The sequence below is a fragment of the Epilithonimonas bovis DSM 19482 genome, assembly GCF_900108115.1.
Lineage (GTDB): Bacteria > Bacteroidota > Bacteroidia > Flavobacteriales > Weeksellaceae > Epilithonimonas > Epilithonimonas bovis.
In genome coordinates this window covers 1-13,188 of record NZ_FTPU01000007.1, presented here as the reverse complement: position 1 = coordinate 13,188, position 13,188 = coordinate 1, and the positions used below count along the sequence as shown (strand labels likewise).

11 protein-coding genes and 1 pseudogene are annotated in these 13,188 nt (G+C 45.0%); 6 read left to right on the top strand and 6 right to left on the bottom strand.

Annotated features, from left to right (window positions below):
• Nucleotides 1-406: 406 nt before the first annotated feature.
• A complete protein-coding gene (locus B0B05_RS16545) occupies nt 407-640 on the top strand; it encodes a hypothetical protein (protein ID WP_221406965.1) in 234 nt (77 codons plus the stop codon).
• A gap of 328 nt (nt 641-968) precedes the next feature.
• Here the strand turns inward: B0B05_RS16545 and B0B05_RS04235 are convergent, their stop codons facing one another.
• Both B0B05_RS04235 and B0B05_RS04230 read right to left on the bottom strand, forming a co-directional pair.
• Nucleotides 969-1,820 carry an RteC domain-containing protein gene (locus B0B05_RS04235; protein ID WP_076782247.1) on the bottom strand — a complete coding sequence of 284 codons (852 nt, stop codon included), beginning with the start codon at nt 1,818-1,820 and terminating at the stop codon, nt 969-971.
• 32 nt (nt 1,821-1,852) lie between these two features.
• Complete coding sequence (locus B0B05_RS04230) at nt 1,853-3,580, bottom strand: helix-turn-helix domain-containing protein (protein ID WP_076782246.1); 1,728 nt, start codon at nt 3,578-3,580, stop codon at nt 1,853-1,855.
• A gap of 301 nt (nt 3,581-3,881) precedes the next feature.
• Here B0B05_RS04230 and B0B05_RS04225 point away from each other — a divergent pair, with 301 nt between their 5' ends.
• The 3 genes from B0B05_RS04225 (at nt 3,882) to B0B05_RS04215 (ending at nt 4,947) form a co-directional block, all read left to right on the top strand.
• Complete coding sequence (locus B0B05_RS04225; protein WP_143745941.1) at nt 3,882-4,130, top strand: hypothetical protein; 249 nt, start codon at nt 3,882-3,884, stop codon at nt 4,128-4,130.
• Between the two features lie 11 nt (nt 4,131-4,141).
• A complete protein-coding gene (locus tag B0B05_RS16540; RefSeq protein WP_159435828.1) occupies nt 4,142-4,306 on the top strand; it encodes a hypothetical protein in 165 nt (54 codons plus the stop codon).
• Between the two features lie 341 nt (nt 4,307-4,647).
• Nucleotides 4,648-4,947 (top strand): hypothetical protein, encoded by a 300-nt coding sequence (locus B0B05_RS04215; protein WP_143745940.1) that lies wholly within the window; start codon nt 4,648-4,650, stop codon nt 4,945-4,947.
• 53 nt (nt 4,948-5,000) lie between these two features.
• Here B0B05_RS04215 and B0B05_RS04210 read toward each other — a convergent pair whose 3' ends face one another.
• The 3 genes from B0B05_RS04210 to B0B05_RS04200 are packed head-to-tail and all read right to left on the bottom strand — an operon-like array spanning nt 5,001 to nt 10,869.
• Nucleotides 5,001-6,350, bottom strand: a complete 1,350-nt coding sequence (locus B0B05_RS04210) for a RagB/SusD family nutrient uptake outer membrane protein (RefSeq protein WP_084173879.1) — start codon at nt 6,348-6,350, stop codon at nt 5,001-5,003.
• An 11-nt stretch (nt 6,351-6,361) separates the two neighbouring features.
• Nucleotides 6,362-9,547, bottom strand: coding sequence for a SusC/RagA family TonB-linked outer membrane protein (locus B0B05_RS04205; protein ID WP_076782241.1), 3,186 nt, complete (start codon nt 9,545-9,547; stop codon nt 6,362-6,364).
• Nucleotides 9,544-10,869, bottom strand: coding sequence for a TlpA family protein disulfide reductase (locus B0B05_RS04200; RefSeq protein ID WP_076782240.1), 1,326 nt, complete (start codon nt 10,867-10,869; stop codon nt 9,544-9,546). The genes B0B05_RS04205 and B0B05_RS04200 overlap by 4 nt, the downstream gene beginning before the upstream one ends.
• 1,043 nt (nt 10,870-11,912) lie before the next feature.
• Between B0B05_RS04200 and B0B05_RS04195 the strand changes: the two genes are divergently transcribed.
• A complete protein-coding gene (locus tag B0B05_RS04195) occupies nt 11,913-12,164 on the top strand; it encodes a helix-turn-helix domain-containing protein (protein ID WP_076782239.1) in 252 nt (83 codons plus the stop codon).
• Between the two features lie 191 nt (nt 12,165-12,355).
• Complete coding sequence (locus B0B05_RS04190) at nt 12,356-12,865, top strand: hypothetical protein (protein ID WP_143745939.1); 510 nt, start codon at nt 12,356-12,358, stop codon at nt 12,863-12,865.
• On the opposite strand, the pseudogene B0B05_RS16800 reads toward B0B05_RS04190, so the two are convergent.
• Nucleotides 12,862-13,188: pseudogene (locus tag B0B05_RS16800) on the bottom strand (IS982 family transposase); the annotation flags it as partial. The gene B0B05_RS04190 and the pseudogene B0B05_RS16800 overlap by 4 nt on opposite strands.

Sequence of the window (13,188 nt, the reverse complement as noted above, 5' to 3'; positions counted from 1 at the left end):
TTGGAGAGTTGGAGAGTGGATGAGTGGATGAGTGGATGAGAGGATGAGAGGATGAGAGGATGCTTCGACGCCGCTCAGCATGACAGCGTGGGACGGTTAAGAGTTCAGGGTTCAGGGTTCAGAGTTCGGAGTTCAAAGTTCAAGGTTTTGGATGGTAGTGGGATGCTTCGAGAGCCTCAGCATGACAGCGTGGGACGGTTCAGAGTTCAGGGTTCATGGTTCGGAGTTCAGAGTTCAAGGTTTTGGATGGTAGTGGGATGCTTCGAGAGCCTCAGCATGACAGTGGGAGGGCTTAAAGCTCAGGGTTGGGAGTTCGGGGTTTTGGATGATGGGTGTTGGAGAGTTGGAGAGTTGGAGAGTGGATGAGAGGATGAGAGGATGCTTCGACTCCGCTCAGCATGACAGCGTGGGACGGTTCAGAGTTCGAGGTTCAGGGTTGGGAGTTCAAAGTTCAGGGTTTTGGATGATGGGTGATGGAAGATGGAAGGTGGGGGATGGAAGCTGGATGATGGGGTGGAAAGAATCAAGAGAAAAGAGAAAAGAAAAAAGAAAAAAGAAACAAGAGAAAAGAGGAAAGATGAAGGTGGGGGATGGAAGCTGGATGTTGGATGTTGGAAGCTGGAAGCTGGATGATGGATGATGGATGTTGGAAGCTGGATGATGGGTGAGGGATGCTTCGAGAGCCTCAGCATGACAGTGGGAAGGTTTAAAGTTCAGGGTTCGAGGTTCAGAGTTCAGAGTTGGGAGGTCAGGGTGAGAATGCGATAATGGAAGAATGGAAGAATGGTTGGGTGGCGGAGATTGGCGTGTTGGGAGGCTGGGTTAGTCGTCGGTGTTGTCTATATGGTTGCGGAAGATGTCACTGTGGTGGGTGAGGAATTTGACGGACGTGGAGGTTGGTGAGAATGCGATAATGGGAGAAGGAAAGGAAGGTTGGGTGGCGGAGATTAGCGTGTTGGGAGGTTGGGTTAGTCGTCGGTGTTGTCTATATGGTTGCGGAGGATGTCGCTGAGGTGGGTGAGGAACTTGACGGGTGAGGATTTGCGGGCCCTGATCTCACTGAAGGTTTTGTGGTAGTTGCCGAGGTCTGTGGCAAAGGCTTTTTCTATGTGGCGGACCATCTCCGCCAGATCTGTATTGCCATGGTTGAAACTGCCACTGAGGGCGAGCGCAAATACGAGTTCTGTAAGTGCCGCCTTGGAGCCTGTCCACTGTAATGCGTGGGCGGCCGGTGTGTCTGGCCATTCCTGTGCCTTTTTTACCTGCTGCCAGTGCTTTTTAAGAAAACCTTCATAGTCATCATTGGACAGGATGTGGGCGACCAGATAATCCTGAGCGGTTGAAAAGCGGTCATCGAAACTATGGAGATCCAGGGATAAACGAACATAAAGATCATACTGAAAGCGGAGGAAATATTTTTTGTCCAGATAGGTAGATTGCCTTCTGTAATAATTGATGAACTCACTGTTGTCTTCTGAAAAAATGCGCATGGTTTCAAACTCCGTTTCTATCTTTTTTTTGACCAGCTTGTCCCCGCCGTAAGGCAATCCTGAATAGAAAGCGACAACTTTTGAGAGGAATATAAATTTTGCGACAAACTTTGGCTTAAGGTACTTGAAGAAATGGATCTCTTTTTGCCAGGAATCAAACTGATGGGTAATGACCCAGGATTTGAGTGTGCGGATGGCTTCGTCGGTTTCCATTAATGCCAGCTGCGCCTGAGGCAAATCGGGCTTTTTATGCGTGTTATGGTCTTTGAGTTTGTGATCGAGGTCCAGCCAAAGGTGGCCGACTTTTGCAATGAGGTCGTTTGAGTTCATTTTCGGTGGTTTGTTTTTAGTTGTGTAATGCCTTACAGTTCTTTGCTTCGCGCTATTTCGGGAGGCCTGCTGCCGTCTTCAGCCACAGGGGCACTGTGACCCTGTTCATTAACCCTTGCCAATTCACGCTTTATAAATTCCTGTGCGGTAATGCCGTTGATTTCCCGAAACTGTTTGGCGAAAACCTGCCGCGACTGGTAGCCACACAGGTCTGCTAAGGTATCCAGTGTATATGCCAAATACTTTTTGTCTTGCAGCATGAGACTGGTTATATAGCGAATCCTGACCTCCCTCATATATTGGTAATATGTTACATTTTTGGACTTTAAAACAAAAGAGAGCAGGTTGCGACTGGTTTTAGTAATTTCGGCCATCTTCGGGAGTGACATATCTTTTTTTGTAAACAGTGCCATTTTCTCAAACTTATCAATCTGTGTGAGTGCGTGGCTGGTCATTTGAGGCGTATAATGTTCATCATTATTATTTCTTTCTTCATCCTGCTGCCGTAAGGGATAGTCCTCTTTTTGGTTATAAGCCCTGAGGCACTGGCTAAACCTTTTGCTTAAATATCTTTCCCTGCAGAACAAAAATATCAATAAAGTAATTACAAAGACCGCCAGGCCTACTGCGTAGCGGTTCCGCTTTTTAGCAGCCAGCCTGTCCTTCTCCAACTGGCTGTTTTCCCTGATGAGGTTCAGCTGGTCGTATTTTGCAGTGATGCGAGACACCAATGCGGGGTAATCTTTTTTGAATATGCTGTCTATCTCCAGCAGCCGGTGGGTGTAGCGTAGTATGTCGGCTCTTGGTAAAGACGGGATTGCCAGCAATCCTTCGTATCCTGCGCGGATCTCGCAGGTCACCAGATGCAGGCGCGTATAGAGCGAATCGGTTTTTAGAAAATAAGCCTTAGCAGTCGCTGTGCCGTGCATGGCCTGTGCTACCCTGCCCTGATAATACCAAACAGAACCGAGGCTGGCTGCATCGTCTGCATTTTGCAACATGGCAGCCGCCTGCTGCAGCATCAAAGCCGCACTGTGCCAGGCGCGCTGGTTATAGTACTGTATGCCTTTCTCCTTCAGGAAGTAAGCCCGCTCCTGAGAAAAGGCATCTGAATCTTTGACCATTGGTTCCCAACGTTCCAAAATATTTTGCAGTTGCAGGGGCTGGCTAGTACTTCTATAAATAAGAGCCATATGATGGAGGCAGTTGAGGTAACCCCGGGTATTGTTATAGGCTGCGTTGGGGTCTGAGGGATCGTTGCGGTGGCTGTTGAAGTAGTCTGCGGCCCCGGTGAATAAAGGGAGCGCCTCATCGTAGAGCCCCAGGTGGTTTTTTACCACCCCCATGTGGTAGGCTGTTTTATGCCTGAGATAAAGGTTATCCGAATCCTGTAACAGTGCATATGCAGAGGTATACTGCAGCAGCGCTTTTGGGAAATCCCTGTAGTTGAAATACCAGATAATACCTTTTCCCAGAAAACTATTTGCGAGATCATCCGGGCTATCCAGCCTGCGTGCAGCCTGAACGGCGCTGTCGGAATAGCATAGCTTCATATTTCTTTTGGCGCTATAATATACAGCATCGCCGTATGCCAGCATCAGATGCCTGGCGTTGCCTGTTATTTTTGCTGTGGCAATGCTGCGGCGGATCCATGGTAATGCTGCCGGGTCATTTTTCTTAAGTTGGTCATATTTTTCTTCCCAGCTGTAATAATCCGGCAAGGTTTGGCTACCTGACACGCCCTGTGTCATGATGATCATGTAAAAACAGATTAAATAGTGACGCATCATACCCCTAAATAACGTTTAAAAACCTGTAAAAAGAACCTTGTTTTGTTGTGTGTTTAATAAAAGCTCTTTAAAATTAGTAAATTATTATTATATCTGCTTATTTATTGGTTAAATAGTATGTTTTTGGGTGGAGCTCTGGTTGCTAAAATTCGAACTTTAGCAACCAGAGTTCCACCATTTTCTTGTTTTGAGGCTGCTCTCATTCTGCATTAGCATCAGAATTCTAACATGTAAAACGGCGCCGGGATACTCACTTAAAAACCAAATTATTATGAAAACAAGTATCTCATTGATCTGTATTTTATTACTCGGAACTATGATCTCCTGCCGGATGGAGGAAGATGGATCCTATATCCCCAACACAGCTTTGCCTCTTAACGGTATTGCCGGCAAGGCCTCTTCACCAGCGAACAGCCCAAGCCCGCCACACGGTACGGTAAAGCGTGATGGCGATGATGCAGAAGATAAAGATAAAACCCGAAAAGATAATCAGGACTGGAAACATGAGCCTGGGCAATAGCCACTGTTGGTATGCAACAATCAACCATCTGTGCCACCAGTGGCATGAGCTGCCCTGCCAGCGGTGAATGGGAGGTGGCAGGGCCGGTAGGTACCACTGCTTATTTTGAGAAAGGGCAGATACTGCCTCTGTATTTTGGTAAATCTGTGGTATGGCAGCTTATAAGGGAAGGCTAATGCCTGATTATCTGATGCGGCGGTGTCCCGCCAGAATGTATGACAGCGCAGCCGGATGCTGCGGAAGAATTGATTGGCTATGTATAATATTTTCACCTTAGAACCGGCCAGCCGAAAGCCGTCCGGACCCCAACGTTTTTTACTCATTTTTAACCATCAGACCGCCTCGGGAAGCGGAAATGCAACAGGTGAAGGTACGGCAGCCCCAGACACTATGCGTACACAATTATCTAAGACACTGCTGCATGGTTCCAAATCCGGATGGTCTACTAAAGTTTTTACGGTAATCTTTTTTGATGTATAAAAAGACCAATGATATGAAAAGAAATACAATCCTAAATGTGAGCGTTGCCGTCGCTGTGTTTTGTACGGCTGCTATTGGCGCCATGTCTTTTAAGAAGAGTGGTGATAAGGCTGTAAAAGCGGATACTATATATGAATACAACAGTAACAGTACTGCTGAGGGTGAATTTGCAAAAACAGCTAACTATCAAGTGGTATCAGCCGCACCGTCTTGTGCGACTTTAGGTGACCGTCCTTGCAGCTTTTTGGTTCCAAGTGGTTCGAGCCTGGGTGCACAAATTGGCGGAAAGACCAATGCACAGGTTTTGGCGATTCATCCGTCACAACGTAAACCTTAGTTATTTTTTTTAATTTAAAAAGAAGGTTGGTTCGTGCGAACCAACCTTTATTTTTATCTGGGATTCTGAGGGATTCCCGCAATTTGTATAATCTCCTCCGGAATGGCTACGGCATAGCGGGGATCATTGGGTGGTAACTCATAGCTTTGCCCGTTAACGGTGCGGTGCAGGGTGATATTAGCCCCATCCCTGTTATAGCGCTTGACATCAGCCCATCGGGTTCCCCTGAGTGGCATCTCTTTTTCCCGCTCTTTGCGGATAATGGCTAAAGCCTCCTGCCGGCTTGTTGCTACATAGGGTGTGAAAGTGCCCGGCTCCCAACGATTTTGCAACAGCGTATTAAGATAAGCCATAGCATCCTGTACATTACCCAGCTCGGCTTCACATTCTGCCGTTATCAGGTACAGTTCATCTACTGCCACACCGGGGTTTGGCCCATTGTTTCGGTTATAAAAGCCTTTGAATATAATTTCATTATCATCATTAATCCTAAAAAAAGCATATTTCCTCAGGTCGTTATTGTCATAATTGTCATACATACTGCGGTGAATCCTTGCCTGCATTATGGTGGGTTCATAAAAAGAGACGCACCAGAACAATATTTCCTGATTGAAATTAGCGATTGAATAAGTGGCTGAAAGATCCAGTGTGGAATAGTCCATAAGAGTGCCTGTAATGGCCAAGGCCTGTTTAGCGTTTATCAAAGCGTTTTGATAGTCTCCCATATACAGGTAAGCCCGGGCTAGAAATCCATAGGCCGCATCCTTCGACATACGCATCCGGCTCACCTGTTTTTGTGGCAAGAGCGGTATTGCTGCCTGAAGATCTGCAATTATCTGATTGTAGGTTTCCCGGAGTGTAGAGCGTACTGACGGAATACTCATATCGGGATCCAGGCGGATTGGTAAGCCCAATGTATGGTCTGCTGTATTAGGATCATAGGCCAAACACCATACCTGCGCGGCATCCAGATACCTTGCCGCCCGCAATGCCAAAGCCTGCCCGCGTACCTCATCTGCATCAGTCCCCTTAAGTTTGAGCTGATCAAGATTATAGAGCACCATGTTGCAAATGTATATGGCCCGGTAGCAGCTCTGCCATTCATTACCCAGAGAGGATGCTTTGGCCACGCGGTCGGGCATCCATGTATAGAGGCGTTTGTTTTCCTCAAAAGGAATGGCATTGAACTGGGCATCTGTGAGGTAATAATCATCTGTGCTCACTATTGCGGCAGATGTAAATTCGGTATTCATTACCATATAATTGTCTAATAAGGCCTGATGGTCGGCAACTGTTTCAGGAACCGTAAGTTGGGCGTCTGCCTTCTCATCCAAAAAATCCTGGCAGCTGCTGACTGAAAAAAGCAGTGCTGCCAATAACATCATTGTCATTATATTTTTCATAAAAATTAGAATTAAAAGTTAGCACGAAACCCTAAGGTCATCGTCAATGGCGGTACAAGGTTTACAGCAGCCATATTATAATCGGGGTCAATATTGGCTGAGGTTGCTTTCCAAAGAATACCCAGATTACTAAGGTTGGCATACACCTGTGCTGAGCGGAGATTAATTTTGGGTAAGACCTGCCCCGTGAGGTTATAACTCAGGTTAATATACTGCAGGCGGATGTGATCCCCTTTTTCTATCAATGCTGAAGAGCCGGCATAGAACTCGTCCCTTGCGGAGTTGGTTTCATACGTCGCGGACGGAATGTTGGTCCGCAATTCATCGCCCGGGTTTTCCCACCTCAGGTCATAATCGCTGTGGCCTGCCCAATCGGTATATAGCCGGGTATAGTTGATTGAAGGCCTTCTAAAATAATAGCCCAACTTATAGGAGATGGCGACATCCATATTCCAGTTACCCACGCCAAAGGTGTGGCTCATGTTACCAAAGACGGTTGGCACTGCCGAACCAAAGTACTGCAGGTCTTTGACATCGGTCCCTGTCCCTGTAATAGCTGTGTAATCTTTGCTGATTTCCCCGTTAAGATAACCCAGGGGATCTCCGGTTTTGGGATCCAATCCTGAAAAACGGTAGGCAAAAATACTGTAAACCGGTTTACCTTCGAGGCCGGAAACGGGTACCGAGGAACTTACAAACTGGTTGCCGAAAGTGGTGGAAAGGTAATATTGTGTAACCTGATCATGGTTTATACTCAGATTGAACCGCGTATCCCATCTGAAGGCCTGCCTGAGATTGTGGCTGTTAACTGAAAAGTCCCATCCGTTGCCCTTCATCCCGGCCACATTCCAAAGAAGGCTGGTGATGCCTGTTGTATAGTCCATTGGCTTATACCCAAACAGCTGGTCGCCTTTTTTACTATAATACTCCACTGATCCACTAATGGTATTATTGGCGCTGCCAAAATCCAGCCCCATATTGATGATCCGGATGGTCTCCCATTTAAGATTAGGATTAAAATAATTGGTGATGGCAGCAACAGGAGATTGGGTATACATTGATGTACCTGCATATATAATAGTAGATACGCCAACCATTGCCGGATCTATATTACCGTTGAACCCGTAGGAGCCTCTTAGCCTCAGCTCGGGGAGAGCTGTCCACTGATAGAAATTCTCTTTTGACAATGCCCAGGAAGCACCTACAGACCAGAAGGGATTCCACAGGTCGTTGGTTTTGACCCCAAACAGGTTACTGGCATCCCTCCTGATGCTTCCGGAAAGGGTATATTTGCCGGCAAGGGTGTAGGCGGCATTAGCATAGAGTGATACAAAACGGGTCGTGGTACCCGTTAATGCAGCACCGGAATATATGGCGCTCCAGCTATCTGTGATGGTGGGATACCAGGTATTGTAATCAACATTTGCAAAACTGAGTGTCTTGGGATTGTAGCCATAATACCGGTTGCTTCTGTAGCTGTTTGTGATATCCCGGATCTCGGCGCCCGCTACACCATTGACCTCATGTAATCCCCATTTTTTGTTGTAGTTCAGCTGGCTGCGCAGGTTGTTTACCACCGATGTGCCCGTGCTTGTACTATAGATGGCGCCCTTTGGTACTATGTAAGTAACAGCGTTGCCATCAATCTGGGTAAACAGGTTGATATAATGCCGTGCTGCATAACTCTCCTCATCATTAATGGCCTCTGCATCCTGTGTATTTTGCCTGTATTGGTACTGCAAATCTATGCTGAGGTTGCGGATTATCCTGTAATTGATGCCAGCATTAAAAATAATCTCGTTGTTTTTTGCAGACGAACGCTCGTGCTGCCAATTGGTGAGCGGATAGTAGTTCCAGTCCAATAACTTGCCGCCGCCCAGGCTCATTTTATAATCCTGGTTATAGGTCTTGAAAACCGGCAATGCGTTACCGTTGTCATCTGCGAAGCGCATGTAAGGCAAACCATTGTTCCTGATGGTCACTGAGCCATAGCCATACCTACCACTGCGGCTGTCTGTTTTTGTGAGCCAAACCCCTGTGCTGACTGTCAGGTTCTCCAACGGTTTCCAGCTGTTCTGTAACCTTATATTAAGCCGGCTGTACTTCTCATCCAGAGTTCCGGTATTGTTGTCATAACCCAAAGAACCTGTCCATGAGAGCCTTTCGCTCCCAGCGGAGAGATTGAGGGCATACTGCCTGTTGACGGCTGGCACATACATGTATTTTTTGTACTGGTCACGAACATCTATGCCTTTTAAAAAATTGAGCTGTTGCCGTACTTCCTCATCACTTATGAGACCGTTGCGCTGCTTATCCAGAAGTGCCACGACAGGAGATACCACCACGTGGTCATACGAGGTGAGATCGGCGTCATAAAAGCCCCTGCTGAACAATTGCTGCTCCACATCAATAAATGAAGCGCTTGACATCATCGGAATCCTGCTCAAATCAGGTTTTTGTGATACAGACAAAGAAGAATTAAGCTCTACGGACAATGCCTCTTTAAATTTACCTTTCTTAGTCGTCAGAACGATAACCCCATTAGCCGCTCTGGCGCCCCATATACTAGCCGCTGCGGCATCTTTAAGAACCGTAATACTCTCTATGGTATTGGGGTTGATGTTTTTGATATCGCCGTCATAGGGGAAATTATCCAATACGATGAGTGGTGATTTTGGCCCGCGGATGGTGCTGAGCCCTCTTACCATCAATTGTGCATCTCCGTCTGATGTCCCATTTGACACCGTAATCCCATTGGCTGATGCTACCAGCTTATCCAGTATAAACGGCGACACCTGCTGATCCAAGACTTTTTTGGATACCACCGAGAACGAACCTGTTGCCCGTTCTTTAGCGACCTTCTGATAACCTGTACTGAGTGTAACTTCTTCTATCTCCTGCACTTTCTCATGCAATATTATTGTGACAGGATTTTTAAGAGGCAGTTGGTATGGTAATACCTGAGAGGCATAGCCCTGCAAAGAGACTTTTATCTCCCCCTGCTGTGGCGGGGACGTAAAACTGAAGCTGCCATCTGCCCCCGATTGGCTGCTCTGTTTGGCCTTAACAATGGTGATGAGGGCACCCCGAAGTGGTGTGGCATTTTTGCCCTCCACAACATAGCCTGTAAGGACAGCCTGTGCAGCGCAAATATTGGCCCACAGGAGAATTGGTAATAAGTACAATTTTGTTCTCATGGATTAGAATTTTTTGTAGATGAAAGCATTTTTTTATCACGCACCACCAGTAGCTCTACATTGCGATAGTCCCTTATCACCTGTAGCCCATACTTCTCCAGTTCTGTGCTAAGCTGCTCGGCTGTCTGGACACCTGAGATGCTAAGGTCTACATGATCTGTATATCCCGTTTCATCCAACATCAGGAGCCGGATAGGCGTGTTGCCATTGATCATGTTGACCATGCCCTGCAATGGTGAATTCTGTAGCACTGCCGGCGACTGCGGAAACGTATTGTTGAACTCTCCGCCTTTTGTTTTGAGCCTGTCGGGGCCAGGGATCCTCTGCAAAACCAGGCACTCTGTCCTTCGGTTTTCTATACTGATGTCATAATCCGTAACGTGGCTGAGGTTATCCAGCATAGCCGGATAGAGCGTTTCCGGCTTATCCTGCGGCACTATGAATTCGTAACTGTACATCAGGTTCCTCTCATAGGTACCGTCGGGCTGAGACTGCCCCAAAATTTTTGAAGGATCTGCCACTTCAAAAACTATGCGTTTTTCATTAAATTCGTTAGAGTCTTTTTTGTCTGCGAAAAGGTGGTAACCTGCCGAAAACAGGATGTCTTTGAGAGGTACGTTGGTCATCTGGCAACCGTAGGTCTTTCCTGCTTTTGTTTTTCTGAAAGTGCCGCCAGACCCTATTTGCGGCAAATAGCCTTTTGTCATAAAAGCATAATTAAGGAGGTCTACATTTTTGTTGGCATCAAATGCCTCCGAGAGCATTAGCGGACGATCCCGGCTCAGCTGTACAATGGTCTGTAGGTTGTTTTTATCGCCCTGCAAAACGGCAGATATAGATTCCCGGTTGACCTGCTCTGCATCGGTGGTGCTAAGCAGCTTGCCATCTTTGATCCATATTATAAACGGTACGCCAAGATGGGGAAAGAGGCTGTGCATCATTTTGTCTGCGGCTACGGACTGCACCTGATTGTATTTGCTGCCGTTTTTGGAGGCGAAAAACTTCTCCAGCGTGGCGCGGTCCTGGTTGCTGACAGCCAGTATTTTGATTTTATCGCCAAACTGCTTTTGCAGTTCCTCCATCTTGGGGAAGTTGAGGATGCAGGCACTGCACCAGGTGTTCCAAAAATCCAGAAGGATGAGTTTATCTTTGTCTGCGGCGAGGGTGGTGGTTTTCTGTGGGGTGTTGACCATCTGTAGCGGGGTCTCCCAAAACTGCTTGGGGAGGGCGTCGCCAATCTTTAAGGGGTTTTGGGCGTAAGCGAGGAGTGCTATTCCCGTTAGTGCAAGGGACAGGAGCCGCCTGCAAAACTTTTTTTGCATAGTTTTGTAATGTTATTGATTAGTAATAATGGGTAACGCTGCTCTTTCCTGAGGTCTGCAAACTTTTTGGGAAAGGGCTTTCTATTCTTTTTTCCTTGATGAAAAAGTTACAAAAGTTGCCTCCTGCCTTATTTTTATATTTTAAAGGAGTCGGCGAACCGCTTCGCTAGGTTTCAAGGCTGAAAATCTTCACGCTAAAAATGACTTCTCTTTATTAAAAAGATTAGAGTTTTTGGGCATCTTTTAACTTAACTTTTGCCTTGATGCAAAAGTTACAAAAGTTGCCTCCTGCCTTATTTTTATATTTTAAAGGAGTCGGCGAACCGCTTCGCTAGGTTTCAAGGCTGAAAATCTTCACGCTAAAAATGGCTTCTCTCCGCTAAAAGATTTAGATGCCTACGGCCAAATCTTTCTTAACGCTGCGTTCTGCCATTTTCTTAACGCTAAAGATTTTAGGCCGCTTTCTAAGCGCGTTTAGGTGCTAAGTATCATTGTAGTAGTGCGTCATGGTTCCGTTTTTTGGGATTGCGATGGGGGAAGGCGCTGCAGGGGTATTTGCAGGCTTTCCCGCCAAAGGCAATCCGCCAGATTAATAATGATATGAATGAAAATGTGTGTCCCGAGAAGGCAAAACTGCCGCAATGGCTGCGCAACCATTGTACCTGTCCTGATACTGTATGTTAGAAAAGCAGCTTAGAAGTAATGTAGAGTAAAAAGGACAACGGCATGGATACAAAAACGGCGTGAAACTCACTACATCATCATTTGTACCAGAGGCATCGCCAAACGCCTTGCAACAAACTCCGTAAGTGAGCTCACGCCTAGGCCGTGAGCTACTTTACTTAGGGTCTCGTTGCGTTTTTTGAAAATTGGCGATTTTCTGGTACGAGATTTCTAAGCAATAGCTTCTAATATTTTTTGGAGTATCGCAAAATTACATTTCTATAACTTATGTTACAAATATAATAAAATATTTGATACATGGGATATATCCCAATAGAAATTTTAATGTTTTATCGCAATTTGCTTAAAATACTAGCAAAATGGACATTTTAAAGGATATCTCTATAGCTATTGGAAAACGAGTAAAGGCAATTAGAAAGGCACAGGGAATGACTCAGGAGCAATTGGGATTGTTAACAAATATTGATAGTGCTGATATAAGCAAATATGAATCGGGTAAAATAAATCTCACATTAAAAACATTTTCTAAGTTTGTTGTTGCATTAAAAACGCAGCCGAAAGAATTTTTTGATTTCGAATTTGATATAAAGAAATATCACATTGATGAGTAAGTCCTGACAATGTCAGGATTTTTTTTTGGATTATGGGAAACCGTAAGGAGGATTGAAGGGGATTGGGTATATTTGAGTGATGTGCAAAAGTCTCCGCTCCGCTGCGACCTTTGCATATCGGCTCGGCGGATTTCATCCGCAGATGTGTCAAAGCGTCTTCGCTGCGCAAAAACCTTCGACACATCTGCGGATTGGCTAAATCCACAACAGGAAGCAAAGCTTCCAATTGCGGACTTCGCCAATCCGCCGAGCCGTTAGTGGCAATTTTAACCAAGCAAACTTCCAAAATGGAATTTATAGAAGAAAAAGAATATCTTAAATCAATTTTTTTGGATCTAGATTTTGAAGTAGTTGAAGAATCTAAAACAACGATAAAATTTAAAAGACGAACATACCTAGAATTATTTTTTTCTGAAGATAATTTAGAATCCTTGAGAAAATACTTGGCAATAAAAACGGAATTTGAAAATTTACATTTTGAAACAACATTAATCTCCAAAAACTATAGAGAAGAATTAGTTGATGTAATTAATCAAAGGACATCACGTATGGTTTTTTGGAGAGATGAAAAATTCATTTTTGGTAATGAAAACCAAACGGAAATTTATGCTACAATTGATAATTGCTCAGATAATTATGTATGGAATAAGTTAGAGGATAAAAACTTTTCAAATTATATTTTATACCTGTTGTGCATTTAGCACAAATTAATTTTTAACTTATTCAAACTTCTCTTGAAGACGAAAAAATTTAGATATTGAATCATGGTAAAAGAAGTTATTTTTGATACTATTCTTGTTGCCAAACCTTGAAAGGTTTTTGCGAGGTTAATATTTATTAAGAACTGTCCGCACAGTTGCGAAATATTGGTTTCAATCCTCTTTCTGATTTTTGATTTTGTCTTGCAAAAGTCCACAAAATTATGCTGGTTTTTACGCATTGGAACCGAAAGATTTATCTTGGAATAGTTGAATAAATCCAGTTGGAGTTCTTTGCTGATGTACCCTCTGTCGCCGATTAATAA

Excerpts from the sequence above, each read along its gene's own strand:
- B0B05_RS04235 (WP_076782247.1), bottom strand. The coding sequence starts at position 1,820 with ATGAACTCAAACGACCTCATTGCAAAAGTCGGCCACCTTTGGCTGGAC.
- B0B05_RS04230 (WP_076782246.1), bottom strand. The coding sequence starts at position 3,580 with ATGATCATCATGACACAGGGCGTGTCAGGTAGCCAAACCTTGCCGGAT.
- B0B05_RS04225 (WP_143745941.1), top strand. The coding sequence starts at position 3,882 with ATGAAAACAAGTATCTCATTGATCTGTATTTTATTACTCGGAACTATG.
- B0B05_RS16540 (WP_159435828.1), top strand. The coding sequence starts at position 4,142 with ATGCAACAATCAACCATCTGTGCCACCAGTGGCATGAGCTGCCCTGCC.
- B0B05_RS04210 (WP_084173879.1), bottom strand. The coding sequence starts at position 6,350 with ATGAAAAATATAATGACAATGATGTTATTGGCAGCACTGCTTTTTTCA.
- B0B05_RS04205 (WP_076782241.1), bottom strand. The coding sequence starts at position 9,547 with ATGAGAACAAAATTGTACTTATTACCAATTCTCCTGTGGGCCAATATT.
- B0B05_RS04200 (WP_076782240.1), bottom strand. The coding sequence starts at position 10,869 with ATGCAAAAAAAGTTTTGCAGGCGGCTCCTGTCCCTTGCACTAACGGGA.
- B0B05_RS04195 (WP_076782239.1), top strand. The coding sequence starts at position 11,913 with ATGGACATTTTAAAGGATATCTCTATAGCTATTGGAAAACGAGTAAAG.